At 60.7% G+C, this 16,651-nt stretch carries 15 protein-coding genes; 10 read left to right on the top strand and 5 right to left on the bottom strand.

Annotation, left to right across the window (positions count from 1 at the left end; all coding sequences use genetic code 11):
* Positions 1 to 5: 5 nt before the first annotated feature.
* On the bottom strand, positions 6 to 632 hold the full coding sequence (locus tag ACQZ5G_RS16480; protein ID WP_035263279.1) for a ribonuclease D: 627 nt from the start codon (positions 630 to 632) through the stop codon (positions 6 to 8).
* Between the two features lie 176 nt (positions 633 to 808).
* Between ACQZ5G_RS16480 and ACQZ5G_RS16475 the strand changes: the two genes are divergently transcribed.
* The 8 genes from ACQZ5G_RS16475 to ACQZ5G_RS16440 all read left to right on the top strand — a co-directional run bounded on the left by ACQZ5G_RS16475 (position 809) and on the right by ACQZ5G_RS16440 (position 9,297).
* On the top strand, positions 809 to 1,423 hold the full coding sequence (locus tag ACQZ5G_RS16475; protein ID WP_059756911.1) for a nucleoside 2-deoxyribosyltransferase: 615 nt from the start codon (positions 809 to 811) through the stop codon (positions 1,421 to 1,423).
* The gene (locus ACQZ5G_RS16470) at positions 1,420 to 2,169 is read left to right on the top strand and encodes an SDR family oxidoreductase (RefSeq protein WP_269829390.1); all 750 of its coding nucleotides are present in this window, start codon (positions 1,420 to 1,422) and stop codon (positions 2,167 to 2,169) included. Before ACQZ5G_RS16475 ends, ACQZ5G_RS16470 begins: the two co-directional genes overlap by 4 nt.
* Before the next feature lie 553 nt (positions 2,170 to 2,722).
* Entirely contained in the window at positions 2,723 to 3,910 is a 1,188-nt protein-coding gene (locus tag ACQZ5G_RS16465) for a M24 family metallopeptidase (RefSeq protein ID WP_448738308.1), read from the top strand.
* A gap of 117 nt (positions 3,911 to 4,027) precedes the next feature.
* Positions 4,028 to 5,632 carry an ABC transporter substrate-binding protein gene (locus ACQZ5G_RS16460; protein WP_137453361.1) on the top strand — a complete coding sequence of 535 codons (1,605 nt, stop codon included), beginning with the start codon at positions 4,028 to 4,030 and terminating at the stop codon, positions 5,630 to 5,632.
* A 61-nt stretch (positions 5,633 to 5,693) separates the two neighbouring features.
* A complete protein-coding gene (locus ACQZ5G_RS16455) occupies positions 5,694 to 6,701 on the top strand; it encodes an ABC transporter permease subunit (protein ID WP_448738307.1) in 1,008 nt (335 codons plus the stop codon).
* Positions 6,698 to 7,612 (top strand): ABC transporter permease subunit, encoded by a 915-nt coding sequence (locus tag ACQZ5G_RS16450; RefSeq protein WP_080819996.1) that lies wholly within the window; start codon positions 6,698 to 6,700, stop codon positions 7,610 to 7,612. The genes ACQZ5G_RS16455 and ACQZ5G_RS16450 overlap by 4 nt, the downstream gene beginning before the upstream one ends.
* A gap of 3 nt (positions 7,613 to 7,615) precedes the next feature.
* Positions 7,616 to 8,455 carry an ABC transporter ATP-binding protein gene (locus ACQZ5G_RS16445; RefSeq protein WP_003522485.1) on the top strand — a complete coding sequence of 280 codons (840 nt, stop codon included), beginning with the start codon at positions 7,616 to 7,618 and terminating at the stop codon, positions 8,453 to 8,455.
* Positions 8,452 to 9,297: an ATP-binding cassette domain-containing protein gene (locus tag ACQZ5G_RS16440; protein ID WP_448738306.1), complete on the top strand. Its 846-nt coding sequence runs from the start codon at positions 8,452 to 8,454 to the stop codon at positions 9,295 to 9,297. The genes ACQZ5G_RS16445 and ACQZ5G_RS16440 overlap by 4 nt, the downstream gene beginning before the upstream one ends.
* Positions 9,298 to 9,347: 50 nt before the next feature.
* Here the strand turns inward: ACQZ5G_RS16440 and ACQZ5G_RS16435 are convergent, their stop codons facing one another.
* Together ACQZ5G_RS16435 and ACQZ5G_RS16430 are read right to left on the bottom strand one after the other, a co-directional pair.
* The gene (locus ACQZ5G_RS16435) at positions 9,348 to 10,817 is read right to left on the bottom strand and encodes a mannitol dehydrogenase family protein (RefSeq protein ID WP_448738305.1); all 1,470 of its coding nucleotides are present in this window, start codon (positions 10,815 to 10,817) and stop codon (positions 9,348 to 9,350) included.
* Between the two features lie 109 nt (positions 10,818 to 10,926).
* Positions 10,927 to 11,601, bottom strand: coding sequence for a GntR family transcriptional regulator (locus ACQZ5G_RS16430; protein ID WP_448738304.1), 675 nt, complete (start codon positions 11,599 to 11,601; stop codon positions 10,927 to 10,929).
* A 230-nt stretch (positions 11,602 to 11,831) separates the two neighbouring features.
* Between ACQZ5G_RS16430 and ACQZ5G_RS16425 the strand changes: the two genes are divergently transcribed.
* Positions 11,832 to 12,950: a mandelate racemase/muconate lactonizing enzyme family protein gene (locus ACQZ5G_RS16425; RefSeq protein WP_448738303.1), complete on the top strand. Its 1,119-nt coding sequence runs from the start codon at positions 11,832 to 11,834 to the stop codon at positions 12,948 to 12,950.
* Positions 12,951 to 13,137: 187 nt separating this feature from the next.
* Here ACQZ5G_RS16425 and ACQZ5G_RS16420 read toward each other — a convergent pair whose 3' ends face one another.
* Positions 13,138 to 14,160, bottom strand: a complete 1,023-nt coding sequence (locus ACQZ5G_RS16420; RefSeq protein ID WP_448738302.1) for an LLM class flavin-dependent oxidoreductase — start codon at positions 14,158 to 14,160, stop codon at positions 13,138 to 13,140.
* A 133-nt stretch (positions 14,161 to 14,293) separates the two neighbouring features.
* The gene (locus ACQZ5G_RS16415; RefSeq protein ID WP_003522492.1) at positions 14,294 to 15,211 is read right to left on the bottom strand and encodes a LysR family transcriptional regulator; all 918 of its coding nucleotides are present in this window, start codon (positions 15,209 to 15,211) and stop codon (positions 14,294 to 14,296) included.
* A gap of 231 nt (positions 15,212 to 15,442) precedes the next feature.
* On the opposite strand from ACQZ5G_RS16415, the gene ACQZ5G_RS16410 reads away from it, so the two are divergent.
* On the top strand, positions 15,443 to 16,651 hold the full coding sequence (locus ACQZ5G_RS16410) for an ABC transporter substrate-binding protein (protein ID WP_448738301.1): 1,209 nt from the start codon (positions 15,443 to 15,445) through the stop codon (positions 16,649 to 16,651).

Below are 16,651 nucleotides of genomic sequence, written 5' to 3'. Positions count from 1 at the left end.
CTCGCTCAGCTATGGGCGAAAATATCGGTTTCTTCCCAGCCGAGGAGGTCGAGCTTCGCGCGGGTCGGCAGAAAGGCGAAACAGGCGTCGGCATGGTCGAGGCGGCCGTCACGCACGAGACGCCCTGTCAACTTGTCGCGCAGCGCGTGCAGGTGCAGCACGTCGGAGGCGGCATATTCGAGCTGGGCCGGCGACAGGGTCTCGGCCGCCCAGTCGGAAGATTGCTGGGCCTTGGAAATATCGACTTCCAGCATTTCCTTGAGGTTATCCTTCAGCCCGTGCCGGTCCGTATAGGTTCGGGTCAGTCGCGAGGCGATCTTGGTGCAGAAGACCGGTGTGGTCGTCACGCCGAAGGTGTGGAACAGAACGGCGATATCGAAACGGCCATAGTGAAAAATCTTCTGGCGGGCAGGGTCGGCAAGCATCCGTACGAGGTTCGGCGCTTGCCTCTGGCCGGCGGCAATGCGAATGACGTCCGCCGTGCCGTCGCCCGGCGAAAGCTGAACGACACAGAGGCGGTCGCGGCGCGGCACCAGTCCCAGCGTTTCCGTATCGATTGCGATGGCGCCGGTGTAACGCGCGGCATCTTCGGCGGAAATATCGCCTTCGTGGTAACGGATGGGTGCTGCCATGTCCTGCTCCAGAAATTCCAGTTTCTTGCTCCGGCTATAACGGAAAGAGCGGCGGGACGATACCGTTTTATCGGCTCGCCCGGTGCGTCACGCTGCACGCCCTTGGCACTTGCCTTTGCGAAAGTCCCCGGGTTAGGGTCGGGAAATCCTTTCCTGACAAATCGCATGAATTCCCGATGACAAAGAAAATCTATCTCGCCGGACCGGAAGTCTTCCTCCCGAACGCGCGCGAAATGCTCGATCTCAAGGCCTCGCTGGCGCGGGAAGCCGGTTTCACGCCGCTTTCGCCGGGCGATCTGCAAATTCCGCCGGCGGATACCAGGGTCGGTCACGGCTGCAACATCAATGCCGTCGATGAGCGGATGATGCTGGAAGCGGATGCGGTGATCGCCAACCTCACGCCGTTTCGCGGCATCGCCGCCGATACGGGAACCAGCTATGAGCTGGGCTTCATGTGTGCGCTGGGCAAGCCGGTTTTCGCCTATACCAATGTCGCGGCCAATCACTTCACCCGCATCAAGGCGCATTATGGTGGCGTCGCCACCCTGGATGAAACGGGCCGTTATCGCGGGCCGGACGGGCTGTCGATCGAGAATTTCGACATGGTCGACAATCTCATGCTGCATGGCGGGATTTTGCGGCGCGGCGGCGTCATCATCGTTGGCGATGCTCCCGAAGAGGCTTTGTATACGGATCTCGAGGCCTACAGGCGCTGTCTCGCGGCGGCGGCCGAAAAGTTACTGACACCGATTGACCCTGAAAAAACGAATAGAGTGGAGGCATCATCATGAGCGGAACCATCCTCATCACCGGCGCGACATCCGGCTTCGGACAGGCCACGGCGCGGCGCTTCGTCAAGGAGGGCTGGAAGGTCATCGGCACGGGTCGGCGGGCGGAACGGCTGGAGGCGCTTTCCGCGGAGCTCGGTTCCGCCTTTCATGGCCTCGCCTTCGATATCACCGACGAGGAGGCGACAGGAAAGGCGCTGTCCGGATTGCCGGAAGGCTTCCGGGATATCGACGTTCTCGTCAACAATGCCGGTCTCGCACTCGGCACCGCGCCCGCACCGCAGGTGCCCTTGAAAGACTGGCAGATCATGGTGGACACCAACATCACCGGTCTCCTGAACATCACCCACCATCTGCTGCCGACGCTGATCGGGCGCAAGGGTATTGTCGTCAACCTCTCGTCTGTGGCCGCGCATTACCCCTATACGGGCGGCAATGTGTATGGCGGTACCAAAGCGTTCCTGCGGCAGTTTTCGCTCGGCCTGCGTTCCGACCTGCATGGCAAGGGCGTGCGGGTGACATCCATCGAGCCTGGCATGTGCGAAACGGAATTTACGCTGGTGCGCACCGGCGGCAATCAGGAAGCCTCGGACAATCTCTACAAGGGCGTCAATCCGATCACGGCGGACGATATTGCCAACACCATCTACTGGGTCGCCTCGCAGCCCAAGCATATCAACATCAACAGCCTCGAACTCATGCCGGTCAACCAGTCCTTCGCCGGTTTCCAGGTCTATCGGGACAGCTGATTTTCCCGCGATTTTGGGGAGTGCTGAAAAACCGGGCAGGAATTTTCGAGCTATGCAGAAATGCAATGCTGCATTGCGAGACTTGCTCTGTTAAAAATCACGGATACCGCTATATTCAAATCATCGAAGCGACGCACTCCTCCTCCCAGCGTCGCTCGATGTGGATCGGTGGTACTCCTCCTCCCAATCACCGATCAAGTTTGAAGCCTGCCGCACCTCCTCCCGCGGCAGGCTTTTTCCTTTTCTGGGCGTCTTTTCCTTGAATATTTTTGGCCGTTTACTTCCCGTGCACCGGCTCGGTGCTGAAGACGCTCCGCAGTCTCCCCTTGGATTTCCGGGGGATTTTGAATTTCTGCGTCAAGGCAACGAATGTTGAAATCAGGCGTGCATCGATCACATTTTCGTTATGTCTAGATAAATTTGCACAGTTTTGTGGTGGCGCGCCCTGCCGGGCCATTGCTTACCCCCCGCCCTGTGTTTAAGCATGGGCAAAAGAACGCTTGGGAGGTTGTCGGCACGCCTGTGTCTGCGGCCCGAAAGCGGCGGGGAGAGAATGGCAGACTTTCAAGAGGCGCTGAAGCGGTTTCAGCCGATCGCGGTTTCATCGATCGCTGAAGACGAGCTCAGGTTGCGACTACGCGGCCTGCAGGCGCGAATGATCCAGCAAAATATCAAGGCGGTCTGGCTCGATGCATCATCGTCGCTAACCTATTATACCGGCCTGTCGCTTGGTCTTTCCGAGCGCATTCACGGCGCCCTGGTGCCGGCGGAAGGTGTGCCGGTCTATGTCAGCCCGACCTTCGAGGAGCCGAAGCTTCAGACGCTCATCCGCATTGCGGGTGAGGTTGTCGTCTGGGAAGAGGATGAAAGCCCCTTCGACCTGATGGCAAGGCGCATTGAGGCGCTGGTCTGTCCCGGTCATCTTGTCGCGATCGATCCCGCCACCCCCTTTGTCTTCGCATCGGCCCTCATGCAGCGTCTTGAAGGGCGCATCATTTCCGCCCAGCCGATGATCGTCGCCCAGCGGCAGGTCAAATCCGCAGCCGAGATCGCCATCATCCAGACGGCGATGGATGCGAGCTACGGCGTGCAGAAGGCCGTGTTCGAGGGGCTGCGTCCTGGTGTTTCCACCACGGAAGTCGCTGATTTCGTTAACACGGCTCATATTGTGCTTGGCCTGAAGCCGCTTTTCGTGGCGGTGCAGTTCGGCGAGGCGACGGCCTATCCGCATGGCGTGCCCCATGCGCAGACGCTCAGCGAAGGCGATATGGTGCTGGTCGATCTCGGCGGCATTCTTCATGGCTATCGTTCCGATATCACCCGCACCTATGTCTTCGGCAAACCGACGGAACGGCAGCGTTTCCTCTGGAACGCCGAGCGCGACGCGCAGGCGGCGGCCTTTGCCGCAGCCAAAGTCGGCGCTGCCTGCTCGGATGTGGACAGGGCCGCGCGCGACAGCCTGAAAGCGGCCGGTTTCGGCCCGGATTATCAGCTTCCCGGCCTGCCGCACCGCACCGGCCACGGGCTTGGGCTGGATATTCACGAAGAACCCTATATCGTTGCAGGAAATGCCACGGCGCTGGAGCCGGGCATGTGTTTTTCCATCGAGCCGATGCTGTGCGTTTATGGCGAATGCGGCGTCCGTCTCGAGGATATAGCCTATATGACGGAGGCGGGACCGCGCTGGTTCTGCCCACCGGAGAAGAACCTCGACCGGTTGTTTCAGCCGGTCGCCGGGTAATTGGTCGGGAGGCAAAGGACCGAACGGCGACACGGGCCTCCCATGTCGCTGCTGACCAGAAGAGGTAGGCCCCCGGACGGGGCCGCAGGAACTCAGAAAGAGGGAAAGGACCACCAGATGAAAACGCTGACCCGCAGTTTGCTTATCGCCTCTGCGATTGCGATCACTTCCGCCATGCCCGCCATGGCGAAGACCTTCGTTTATTGCTCCGAGGCATCGCCGGAAGGCTTCGATCCGTCGCCCTACACCGCTGGCGGCACCTTCGACGCTTCCGCGCATCCGGTCTACAACCGCCTGACCGAGTTCAAGAAGGGCACGACCGAAGTTGAGCCCGGCCTTGCCGAAAAATGGGAAGTTTCGAGCGACGGTCTGGAATATACCTTCCACCTGCGCAAAGGCGTGAAGTGGCACGCCAACGACAAGTTCACGCCGAGCCGCGAATTCAACGCCGATGACGTGATCTTCAGCTACGACCGCCAGCGCGATGCGAAGAACCCGTGGAACCAGTATATCGCAGGCATCACCTACGAATATTTCAACTCCATGGAAATGCCGTCGCTGATCAAGGAAATCGTCAAGGTCGACGATTACACCGTCAAGTTCGTGCTGACGCGTCCGGAAGCGCCGTTCCTCGCCAACATCGCCATGCCTTTCGCCTCCATCGTATCGAAGGAATATGCCGATACGCTGGAAAAGGCCGGCACCAAGGAAGACTTCAACAACCTGCCGATCGGCACGGGCCCGTTCAAGTTCGTCGCCTATCAGAAGGACGCGGTCATCCGCTACCAGAAGAACGCCGACTACTGGGGCGAAGCACCGAAGATCGACGACCTGATCTTCGCGATCACGCCGGACGCCGCCGTTCGTCTGCAGAAGCTGAAGGCCGGCGAATGCCACCTGATGCCTTACCCGGCACCGGCTGACCTTGCCGCCATCCGCGCCGATTCCAACCTCAAGCTCGATGAACAGTCGGGTCTGAACGTCGCCTACTTCGCCTACAACACCACCGTTGCGCCTTTCGACAAGCCGGAAGTCCGCAAGGCGCTGAACATGGCGATGAACAAGCAGGCCATCATCGACGCCGTGTTCCAGGGCGCCGGTCAGGTTGCCAAGAACCCGATCCCGCCGACCATGTGGTCCTATAACGACAGCATCAAGGACGATGCTTACGATCCGGAAGCGGCCAAGAAGGCTCTCGAAGCCGCTGGCGTCAAGGATCTGTCGATGAAGATCTGGGCAATGCCGGTTCAGCGTCCTTACATGCCGAACGCACGCCGCACCGCCGAACTCATCCAGGCGGATTTCGCCAAGGTTGGCGTCAAGGCCGAGATCGTCTCCTATGAATGGGGTGAATACCTCAAGAAGTCGACCGAAGTGAACCGCGACGGCGCCGTCATCCTCGGCTGGACCGGTGACAACGGTGACCCGGACAACTTCATGGGCGTTCTGCTTTCCTGCGCTTCGGCGGGCGAAGGCGGCACGAACCGTGCGCAGTGGTGCAACAAGGAGTTCTCCGAGCTGATTTCCAAGGCGAAGCAGGCGACTGACGTTGCCGAGCGCACCAAGCTTTACGAGCAGGCGCAGGTGATCTTCAAGGAACAGGCTCCGTGGGCGACGCTTGCGCATTCCACGCAGTTCGTTCCGATGTCCGCCAAGGTTTCCGGCTTCACCATGAGCCCGCTTGGCGACTTCACCTTCGAAAACGTCGACATCGCGGAATAATCCCAAACAACGGACGCGCGGAAGAACCCTGTTCTTCCGCGCGTCTTTTCAGGAAAAAGCCATGATCCGGTTCATTCTCGGCAAACTTCTCTATCTCGTTCCGACATTTCTCGGGATCGCCTTTGTCGCCTTCTCCTTCGTGCGCGTCCTGCCGGGAGATCCCGTGCTGCTGATGGCGGGCGAACGCGGCATTTCACCCGAACGGCATGCGCAGCTTGCCGAACAGCTCGGCTTCAGCCAGCCCATCTGGCAGCAATATCTTCATTTCCTCGGACGGCTGCTTCAGGGCGATCTCGGCAATTCGCTGGTCACCAAGAAGCCGGTTCTCACCGAGTTCCTGTCGCTCTTCCCCGCGACGGTTGAGCTTGGTCTCGTCGCCATCATCATCGCAACCCTGATCGGCGTGCCGGTCGGCGTCATCGCCGCCATCCGTCGCGGTTCCTGGTTCGACCAGATTTCCATGACGACCGCGCTCGTCGGCTTCTCCATGCCGATCTTCTGGTGGGGGCTGCTGCTCATCATCATGTTCTCCGGCATCCTGCAATGGACGCCGGTGTCGGGCCGCATCTCGCTGATGTATTTCTTCCCCTCCGTCACCGGTTTCATGCTGATCGACAGCCTGATTTCCGGCCAGAAGGGCGCCTTCGCGTCGGCCTTTTCGCATCTCATCCTGCCCTCCGTCGTGCTCGCCACCATTCCGCTGGCGGTGATTGCGCGCCAGACGCGCTCGGCCATGCTGGAAGTCATGGGTGAGGATTATGTGCGCACCGCCCGCGCCAAGGGCATGTCGTCCGCCCGCGTCGTCGGCATTCATGCGCTGCGCAACGCCATGATCCCGGTCATCACCACCATCGGCCTGCAGATCGGCGTGCTGATGGCGGGCGCCATCCTGACCGAAACCATCTTTTCCTGGCCGGGTATCGGCAAGTGGATGATCGATTCCATCTCGCGCCGTGATTATCCGGTCGTGCAGAGCGGCCTGCTCCTGATCGCGGGTCTGGTGATGATCGTCAACCTGCTCGTCGATCTGACCTATGGCCTCATCAATCCGAGGATCCGTCACAAATGACCGATGTGACCACCACCCCCGGCGTCCGCCTTTCGGACGCCGCCATCCGCCGCCGGATGCTTGCCGATTTCTGGTTCTATTTCCGCCAGAACCGCGGCGCCGTCATCGGGCTTGCCGTCTTCATCCTGCTTGTGCTGGTGGCGATTTTCGCGCCCATCCTTGCCCCGCATGATCCGACACAACAATATCGCGATGCGCTGCTCGTCCCGCCGGTCTGGCAGGAAGGCGGCCGCGCCGGCTTCTTCTTCGGCACCGATGCGGTGGGCCGCGACATGCTGTCCCGGCTGATCTACGGCGCGCAATATTCGCTGTTCATCGGCGTCGTCGTCGTCTCCATCGCCCTTGTCGGCGGTATCGTCATCGGTCTCGTCGCCGGCTTCTTCGGCGGCTGGGTGGATACCGTCATCATGCGCGTGATGGACGTCATTCTGGCGTTTCCGTCGCTGCTTCTGGCGCTGGTGCTGGTTGCGGTCCTCGGGCCGGGTCTCACCAATGCCATGATCGCGATTGCCATCGTCTACCAGCCGCATTTCGCGCGTCTGACACGTGCGGCGGTCATGAGCGAACTCAGGCGCGAATATGTCACCGCCGCCCGCGTGGCAGGCGCCGGCAATTTCCGGCTGATGTTCAAGACCATCCTGCCGAACTGCCTTGCGCCGCTGATCGTTCAGGCGACGCTTTCCTTCTCGTCCGCCGTTCTCGATGCGGCGGCTCTCGGCTTCCTCGGCATGGGCGCGCAGCCGCCTGCCTCCGAATGGGGCACGATGCTGGCGGAAGCGCGTGAATTCATCCTGCGCGCCTGGTGGGTCGTGACCCTTCCGGGCCTGACGATCCTGATCTCGGTGCTCGCCATCAACCTCATGGGTGACGGCCTGCGCGATGCGCTCGATCCCAAACTGAAGCGGAGCTGAGCGATGAGCCTGCTGAAAATCAAGAACCTCACCGTCAAATTCGCAACCGCCACCGGAGCCTTCACGGCCGTCAACGGCATCGATGTCTCCGTCGACAAGCACGAGGTGCTGGCCATCGTCGGCGAGTCCGGTTCCGGAAAGTCGGTATCGATGCTCGCTGTCATGGGGCTTCTGCCCGATACGGCGACGATTACCGCCGACGAGATGACCTTCGACGGCAAGAACCTTTTGGCGATGTCGCCGCAGGAGCGCCGCCGGGTGATCGGTCGCGAGATCACCATGATCTTCCAGGAGCCGGTCGCCTCGCTCAACCCGTCCTTCACGGTCGGTTTCCAGATCGAGGAGGTTCTGCGCCTCAATCTCGGCATGAGCGGCGCTGCCGCGCGTGCCCGCGCCCTGGAGCTGTTCCGGGCTGTCGGCATTCCCGAGCCGGAAACCAAGCTCAAGGCCTATCCGCACCAGATGTCGGGCGGCCAGTGCCAGCGCGTGATGATCGCGATTGCGATCGCCTCCAAACCGCGCCTGCTGATCGCCGACGAGCCGACCACCGCGCTCGATGTGACGATCCAGAAGCAGATTCTCGATTTGCTGATGAACCTGCAGGCGGAATATGGCATGGCGCTGATCCTCATCACCCATGACATGGGCGTTGTGGCGGAAACCGCAGACCGCGTCGTGGTGCAATATAAGGGCCGCAAGATGGAGGAGGCGGATGTCTTGAGCCTGTTCGAGGCTCCGCAGCATCCCTATACCAAGGCACTGCTTTCGGCCCTGCCGGAAAATGCGACCGGCGACCGTTTGCCCACGGTTTCCGATTTCTTCGGCAAGGAGGGCGTTCAATGAGTATCGTTGTCGAAGGCAGGGGCATTACCCGCGACTATCACGTTCCCGGCGGCCTGTTCGGCGGCGCCAAGACGGTGCAGGCCCTGAAGGGCATCGACTTTGCTGTCGAGCGCGGCAAGACGCTGGCCATCGTCGGTGAATCCGGCTCCGGTAAATCGACGCTGGCCCGCATCATCGCGCTGATCGATCCGGCATCCGGCGGCGAACTGAAGATCGAAGGCAAGCCGGTCGATATCGCCAGACGCCGTCCCGATACGGAGATGCGCTCCAAGGTGCAGATGGTGTTCCAGAACCCCTATGGCAGCCTCAATCCGCGCCAGAAGGTGGGAGACGTGCTGATGGAGCCGCTGGTCATCAACACCAAAATACCGGCTTCCGAGCGCCGCGAGCGGGCCGAAGCCATGCTGGTGAAGGTCGGTCTCGGTCCTGAGCATTTCAACCGTTATCCGCACATGTTCTCCGGCGGCCAGCGCCAGCGCATCGCCATTGCGCGCGCACTGATGCTGAACCCGGCGCTGCTGGTGCTGGACGAGCCGGTCTCCGCGCTCGATCTTTCCGTGCAGGCGCAGGTGCTGAACCTTCTCGCCGACCTTCAGGAAGAATTCGAGCTGACCTATGTTTTCGTCAGCCACGATCTCTCTGTGGTGCGTTACATCGCTGACGATGTGATGGTCATTTCGAAGGGTGTGGCGGTGGAGCAGGGCACGCGCGAGGAACTCTTCGCCGATCCGAAGCACCCCTATACCCGCCAGCTCTTCGCCGCGACACCGATCACGGATGTCGATGCCATCCGCGCCCGCGTGGAACGCCGCAAGGCGGCACGGCTGGCAGCGACAGCCTGAAGGCCGACGACCGAGGTTAGGAACAGGCCGGATTTCCGGCCTGTTCTTTTTCAGGACTTCAGGAAACGCTCGATTGCCGCAAGTGCGCCGTGTTCCCGAATGTCGCGATAGGCGGCTTTCAGGGTTGGGACGAAGGTTTCGTTCCTGGGCAGGTCGCTGCCAAATGTGCGTTCGAAAGTCAGAAAATGGTCGACGACCGCATCCGGCGCCATTGCCAGTTGATCCGGCGCATCCCACTCCTTGAAAGCGGGATCGAGAATGGTGATCGGCTGCCCCTTTTCATTCTTGTCCGCGCAGGACCTGATCCAGAGCGCGACGGCGAAAATGACCGTCCGGCTTTCAGCCTTCTCCGCAAGCAATTCACGCAAGGGGCCAAGAATGCGCAGTGGTACTTTCTGCGATGCATCGGAGGCGATCTGCATGGTCTTGTGCTGCAATGAGGGATTGGCGAAACGCTCCCGCAGGCCGGCTGCGAATTCCGCCCCGTCGACGGCGGGGTCGAGCGTCCGTTCGATCTCGCGCCAATAGGCGTCGATGAAATCGCGCACGGGTTTTTCACCCCAGGCATCCGCCACGGTCGCAAGGCCGGCAATCTGGCCGATGGCGGCGATGGCGCTGTGGGAGCCGTTCAGCATTCTGAGCTTCATATGCTCGTATGGCTCGACATTGCCGACGAATTCCACGCCCGATTTCTCGAGCGCCGGCCTTCCATGCGGAAAACGGTCCTCAATGACGAAACGGAAATAGGGTTCGGCCACCACCGGCCAGGCGTCGCTGAGGCCGAGTGCGGCCGAAATCGCCTCCCGGTCCGCATCCGTGGTGGCGGGAACGATCCGGTCCACCATCGAGCAGGGGCAGGTAATATTGGTTTCGATGAAGGAAGCCAGTTCCGGATCTGCCAGTTCCGCAAATTCCAGCAGAAGCTTTTGCAGCACATGGCCGTTGGCGGGCAGGTTGTCGCAGGAAAGGAGCGTCAGGGGCTGAGAACCTTGCCTGCGCCTGCGCCGTGTAGCGGCAAGGATGAAGCCGAAGATGGAGCGCGGCCGCTCCGGGTTTTCGAGATCATGGACGATATCGGGATGATCGCGCAGCAGGCTGCGGGAGGCGAGATTGGTCAGGTAACCTTTTTCCGTCACGGTCAGTGTGACGATGAGGACGCGCGGATCGGCCATCCGCTCCACCAGCCGCTCGGGCTCTTCCGGGGCGACGATGGTTTCGAGAATCGAACCGATGATGCGCAGGCGCTCGCTCTCACCGTCTCGCAGACAAAAAGTGTAGAGATTATCCTGCGGCTCGATGGCGTCGCGCGTGTCCGGGCTGCGCAGCGATGCGGCGACGATGCCCCATCGGGTTTCGCCGCGATTAAGGCAATCGTCGATGAAAACCGCCTGATGCGCCCGATGAAAGGCCCCGACGCCGAGGTGGACGATGCCGGGCGTGACGCTTCGGCGGTCATAGGCGGGTGTCGTGACGGATTGCGGCAGGCGGGGCAGGGTTGCAGCGGAAAGCCGGTCTGTCATCGATGCGAAATCCCCATGCGGAACGGGGCGGTTGTGGCTCGCGCCGCTCTCATTGCGGTGTCCGGCTTGTGGCGCATCATGTCGGTTCCTCCCCTAATATGCGGAATGATCAGGCGCCAGCCTCTTTGAGCAGCCGGACCTGGCGCAGCGTATTCTGGCGGCTGCGCTCGAGATGCCGCCACAGGGCATCGACGATCTGGGCCTTGCTGCCGGCGGCGATGGCATCGGCGATATTCTGATGCTCCTCGACCGAGCGGGCGTAGTCGCCAAGGATCGAGACGAAAACCGTGTGGGTCTGGTCGAGAATGCGCTCATGCGAGCCGGAAATGACCGGAATGCGCGCCGCCGACACAAGGGTCGTGTGGAAGCTGCGGTCGTAAAAAAGCGCTTTCGACAATTCGTCGAGCGTTGAACCTTTGGCGAATTCACGATGTTTCGCAAGGCTTTTAAGAAGTTCCGCGTGCAGCGCTCCGTCCAGTTGCCCGGCGTCGAAGGCCACTTCCACCGCGCCTTTTTCGAGCAGCATTCTGGCAGCGTAAAGTTCCTCCACATCCTCCACGGTGAAATCGCGCACCACCATGCCGCGCCGGGAGGAATTGACCACCAGCCCATCGGCCTCGAGTTTCAGGCAGGCTTCCTTCACCGGCGTGGGGCTGATGCCGAGATCGGCGGCAAGCTCATTGGGCAGCAGGCGTTCGCCGCCGCGCAATTTGCCGCTGACGATGCGCGCGCGCAGTTCCTGATGCGCCTGTTCGGCGAGCGTGACTTTGACCAGCGAGTTCATGGCGGCATCATTGCCCAGCTTCGAAGGACTGGCAATGGCTGAATATTAAAAATAAAAAATTTTTTATTTTACAAAAGCCGTTTTTCCTTTAGCTCTATCCGTCATCGGAAGCCGGCTGCTGGAGGAGGGCGGTCTGGCGATTTCCCGAAAGCCATCTTCGCGGCCATGGTCGCGGGGACGCGGCGTCTATTCCTCCCCGCAAGCAATCAGCAATCGAGGAATGACCGATCATGAAAATTACCGCTGTCGAACCTTTCATCCTGCACCTGCCGCTGACATCGGAATCCATTTCCGATTCCACCCACAGCATCACCCATTGGGGCGTCGTCGGTGCAAAGATCACCACCAGCGATGGCCTTGAGGGCTATGGTTTTACCGGCACCCACGCGCATCTGCCGTCGGACAGGCTGATCACATCCTGCATCAGCGATTGTTACGCGCCCTTGCTTCTGGGGGAGGATGCATCGGAGCACTCGAGGCTGTGGACGAAACTGGCCCGTTATCCGGCACTGCAATGGGTCGGCAGGGCGGGCATCACCCATCTGGCGCTGGCCGCAATTGACGTTGCGCTCTGGGACCTGAAGGCGAAAAAGGCGGGCGTGCCGCTCTGGCACTATCTCGGCGGCGCGCGTACCGCGGCGGTGGAGGCCTATAATACCGATATCGGCTGGCTTTCCTTCACGCTGGAGGATTTGCTGGCGGGTAGCGCGAGAGCGGTGGAGGAGGATGGGTTTACCCGGCTGAAGATCAAGGTCGGGCACGACGATCCGAATATCGACATTGCCCGCCTTGCCGCCGTTCGCAAGCGTGTCGGTTCGTCCATCCGCATCGCCATTGACGGCAACGGCAAGTGGGATTTGCCCACATGCCAGCGTTTCTGCGCGGCGGCGAAGGATCTGGACATTTACTGGTTCGAGGAGCCGCTCTGGTATGACGATGTGACGAGCCATGCGCGGCTGGCGCGCAATACGTCCATTCCGATTGCGCTCGGGGAGCAGCTTTACACGGTGGATGCGTTCCGCTCATTCATCGATGCCGGTGCGGTTGCCTATGTCCAGCCTGATGTGACCCGGCTTGGCGGCATCACCGAATATATTCAGGTTGCCGATCTCGCGCTCGCCCATCGCCTGCCCGTGGTGCCGCATGCCGGCGAGATGAGCCAGGTGCATGTGCATCTGAGCTACTGGCACCCGGCTTCGACCATTCTCGAATATATTCCCTGGATCAAGGATCATTTCGAGGAGCCGATCCATGTGCGGGATGGCGTTTACAAACGTCCGGAGCACCCCGGCGCCAGCACCACGCCGCTGGCTGAAAGCTTCGCCCGTTATGGCAAGGCGGTGAAATGAGCAGCGGTATACAGCCCGGATTTTAAGGGAGGGAAAGCCCGTCCTCCGTCATGCCGGACTAGATCCGGCATCCAGCTACGGCGCGTCTGCGCCGTGAAAAGAGTCCTTCGCGATCAACGACTTGATCGCGCTGGACCCCGGATCAATTCCGGGGTGACGGAGTGTGGATGATGCAATTTTTCCAAATTTAGCGCCAGCCGAGAGCCGGCGCCACCTGCTTGAGAATCGTCTCGATCACATGGGCGTTGTAATCGACGCCCAGCTGGTTCGGCACGGTCAGGAGCAGCGTATCGGCCTCGGCGATGGCCTCGTCGGCTTTCAGCTGTTCGATCAGTTTTTCCGGCTCGGCGGCGTAGCTGCGGCCAAAGATCGCGCGCGTCTTGTCGTCGATATAACCGATCTTGTCGTCGCCTTCGTTGCCGTAACCGAAATAGGACCGGTCGCGGTCGTCGACGAGAGCGAAGATGCTGCGGCTGACCGACACACGCGGCTCGCGGGTGTGGCCTGCTTCCTTCCAGGCTTCCCGGAAGGTGCGGATCTGCTGCGCCTGCTGAACATGGAAAGGCTCGCCCGTTTCATCGGTCTTCAGGGTGGAGCTTTGCAAATTCATGCCGAGCTTTGCCGCCCAGACCGCCGTTGCATTGGAACTCGAACCCCACCAGATGCGCTCGCGCAGCCCTTCGGAATGCGGCTCCAGCCGCAAAAGGCCGGGCGGGTTCGGGAACATCGGGCGCGGATTCGGTTCAGCGAAACCTTCGCCCTTCAAAAGCTCGAGGAAGACTTCGGTGTGCTGACGCGCCATGTCTTCTTCGCTCTGGCCCTCGGCCGGACGGTAACCGAAATAACGCCAGCCATCGATCACCTGCTCCGGCGAGCCGCGGCTGATGCCGAGTTGCAGGCGTCCGCCGGCGATGAGGTCGGCCGAACCGGCATCCTCCGCCATGTAGAACGGGTTTTCATAACGCATGTCGATAACGCCGGTGCCGATCTCGATCTTTTTCGTGCGCGCGCCGACGGCGGCCAGCAGCGGAAAGGGCGAGGCAAGCTGGCGGGCGAAATGGTGCACGCGGAAATAGGCGCCGTCGGCGCCCAGCTCTTCCGCCGCGACGGCGAGGTCTATCGATTGCAGCAGCGTGTCCGCAGCCGAGCGGGTCTGCGACTGGGGCGAGGGCGTCCAGTGGCCGAAGGATAAAAATCCGATCTTTTTCATGATGACCTTCCAGATGTCGGAGGATGCCGGCTTTGCCAGCCGGCTTCGTTGTTGTCAGTCATATAAGCAGTTGAGCGCATTCTCCAATTCGCCACCGGTAGACACGGTGTCGCCGAAATGTGAACGATGCCGCTCAGGCGGTCGTCTTTCGGTCGAGAACGAAGAGATTTTGGTGGGCGCGGGCCGTGGTGAGAATGAAATCCATAAGCGAGCGCACCCGCGGCACGTTGGCAAGGTCCTGGTGGCTCGTCAGCCAATAGCCTCGCCGCAGCTCCACTTCACCGGGAAGCACCATTTGCAGATCCGGAAAGCGGGCGGCGATGAAATTCGGCAAGATGCACAGCCCCCTGCCGCTCAGCGTTGCGGTCAGCTGCGCAAAAATGCTCGAGGACTGGAAACTCGGCCGCAGACCCGGCAGCACGTCACGCATATAATCGAGGCCCGGTGAAAAGATCAGGTCCTGCACGTAGCCGATGAAGAAGTGGTCGAGCAGGTCCTCGCGCTTTACGATTTTCGGCTGCCCGGCGAGATAGGAACGCGAGGCATAGATATGCAGCGTGTAATCGATGATCTGTTCATTGATGTAGGGACCGGCCTTTGGCGGATCGAGCGTTACCGCCACATCCGCCTCCTTTTTGGACAGCGCCATGATTTGCTGGATCGTCACCATCTCCACCATGATGTGGGGGTGGGTGACGGCGAAGTCTTTCAGCCTCTCCACGAAGAAAAAATTGGAAAAACCTTCAGGCGCGCTGAGCCGCACCACGCCGCGCAGCAGGCTGCCGCTTTCGGAAATATCCGACTGCAGCCTTTCGGCTTCCGCCTCGATACGCTCGACCGTATCCACCAGCCGCCGCCCGACGGTCGTGAGTTCATAACCGCGCGGGTTTCGCTCGAACAGCTTGGTTTTAAGCGAGAATTCCAGCCGGTCGATATGGCGGGAGACGGTGGCGTGGCTGGTGCGCAGGCTTCGGGCTGCCGATGAGAGCTGTCCGGTGCGGGCCACGGCCAGAAAATATTGCAGGTCGTCCCAGGTGAAAGGGGTGGCCATATTTGTCTCCCATCAAGAGTTCTGTTCAAAAATGAACAGTTCCTGTTCGCAATTTGATGATGCCCCGCTCTTGTGTCAACGGCCGAATTCGAGAAGTCTAGGCTCAGGATGCATCGCTTTGAGGAGGGCGGTGTGACCATTCGGGTGCAATGGCATGCAGGTCCCCCACGCGGTTCGTTCACCGTTGCACAGACAATCTGAGGCTCGCAATCATCTCTGGGAGGAGAAGTCATGCGCAAGAGTATCGTTTTATCCACGGCCATGGCGCTGGCCGCTGGCACCGCCGCTTATGCCGCCGAGATTTCGGACGGCAAGGTCAAGATCGGCATCTTGAACGACCAGTCTGGCGTCTACGCCAATTTCGGCGGCAAATACTCTTATGAAGCCGCGAAGATGGCGGTCGAGGATTTCGGCGGCAAGGTGCTCGATGCGCCGGTGGAAGTGGTGACCGCCGACCACCAGAACAAGGCGGATGTGGCCTCCAATATCGCCCGCCAATGGTACGATACCGAACAGGTCGATTCGATTATGGAACTGACCTCGTCGTCGGTCGGCCTTGCCGTGCAGGCGCTGTCGAAGGACAAGAAGAAGATCACCATCAATACGGGCGCGGCAACCACCGAGCTGACCGGCAAGCAGTGCAGCCCCTATGGTTTCCACTGGGCCTATGACACCTATTCGCTGGCGGTCGGCACCGGCGGCGCGCTCGTCAAGCAGGGCGGCGACAGCTGGTTCTTCCTGACCGCCGACTATGCCTTCGGTTATTCGCTTGAAGAAAATACCGCCAATTTCGTCAAGTCCAATGGCGGCAAGGTTCTGGGTTCCGTGCGCCATCCGCTCGCAACGACGGACTACTCCTCCTTCCTGCTGCAGGCGCAGTCTTCGGGCGCGAAGGTCATCGGCCTTGCCAATGCCGGTCTCGATACCTCCAACGCCATCAAGCAGGCGGCTGAATTCGGTATCGTGGCGGGTGGCCAGCGGCTTGCGGCGCTTCTCTTCACGCTTGCCGAAGTCCACGGCCTCGGTCTCGAAGCGGCTCAAGGGTTGACGCTGACGGAAGGTTTTTATTGGGACCGCGACGATGAATCGCGCAAGTTCGGCGAGCGTTTCAAGGAACGCACTGGCGCCATGCCGAACATGGTCCATGCCGGTACCTATTCTGCCGTGCTGCATTATCTGAAAGCCATCGAAAAGGCCGGCACCGACGATGCCGATGCCGTCGCCAAGGCCATGAAGGAAATGCCGGTCAATGACGTCTTCTCGAAGGACGGCCATGTGGCCGCCAATGGCCGCATGATCCACGACATGTATCTCATGGAAGTGAAGAAGCCGGAGGAAAGCAAGCAGCCGTGGGATTATTACAAGGTACTGGCCACCATCCCCGGCAAGGAAGCCTTCATGGACCCCGCAAAGAGCGGTTGCCCGCTGGTAACGCAGTAA

The sequence above is a fragment of the Agrobacterium sp. 22-214-1 genome (assembly GCF_053522465.1).
Note: the sequence above shows the minus strand (reverse complement) of the source record. Positions and strands in the feature narration are given on the sequence as shown.

Coding starts and splice junctions, on each gene's coding strand:
- ACQZ5G_RS16445 (WP_003522485.1), top strand. CDS start 7,616: ATGAGCCTGCTGAAAATCAAGAACCTCACCGTCAAATTCGCAACCGCC.
- ACQZ5G_RS16460 (WP_137453361.1), top strand. CDS start 4,028: ATGAAAACGCTGACCCGCAGTTTGCTTATCGCCTCTGCGATTGCGATC.
- ACQZ5G_RS16440 (WP_448738306.1), top strand. CDS start 8,452: ATGAGTATCGTTGTCGAAGGCAGGGGCATTACCCGCGACTATCACGTT.
- ACQZ5G_RS16415 (WP_003522492.1), bottom strand. CDS start 15,211: ATGGCCACCCCTTTCACCTGGGACGACCTGCAATATTTTCTGGCCGTG.
- ACQZ5G_RS16475 (WP_059756911.1), top strand. CDS start 809: ATGACAAAGAAAATCTATCTCGCCGGACCGGAAGTCTTCCTCCCGAAC.
- ACQZ5G_RS16435 (WP_448738305.1), bottom strand. CDS start 10,817: ATGACAGACCGGCTTTCCGCTGCAACCCTGCCCCGCCTGCCGCAATCC.
- ACQZ5G_RS16465 (WP_448738308.1), top strand. CDS start 2,723: ATGGCAGACTTTCAAGAGGCGCTGAAGCGGTTTCAGCCGATCGCGGTT.
- ACQZ5G_RS16455 (WP_448738307.1), top strand. CDS start 5,694: ATGATCCGGTTCATTCTCGGCAAACTTCTCTATCTCGTTCCGACATTT.
- ACQZ5G_RS16430 (WP_448738304.1), bottom strand. CDS start 11,601: ATGAACTCGCTGGTCAAAGTCACGCTCGCCGAACAGGCGCATCAGGAA.
- ACQZ5G_RS16450 (WP_080819996.1), top strand. CDS start 6,698: ATGACCGATGTGACCACCACCCCCGGCGTCCGCCTTTCGGACGCCGCC.
- ACQZ5G_RS16480 (WP_035263279.1), bottom strand. CDS start 632: ATGGCAGCACCCATCCGTTACCACGAAGGCGATATTTCCGCCGAAGAT.
- ACQZ5G_RS16470 (WP_269829390.1), top strand. CDS start 1,420: ATGAGCGGAACCATCCTCATCACCGGCGCGACATCCGGCTTCGGACAG.
- ACQZ5G_RS16420 (WP_448738302.1), bottom strand. CDS start 14,160: ATGAAAAAGATCGGATTTTTATCCTTCGGCCACTGGACGCCCTCGCCC.
- ACQZ5G_RS16410 (WP_448738301.1), top strand. CDS start 15,443: ATGCGCAAGAGTATCGTTTTATCCACGGCCATGGCGCTGGCCGCTGGC.
- ACQZ5G_RS16425 (WP_448738303.1), top strand. CDS start 11,832: ATGAAAATTACCGCTGTCGAACCTTTCATCCTGCACCTGCCGCTGACA.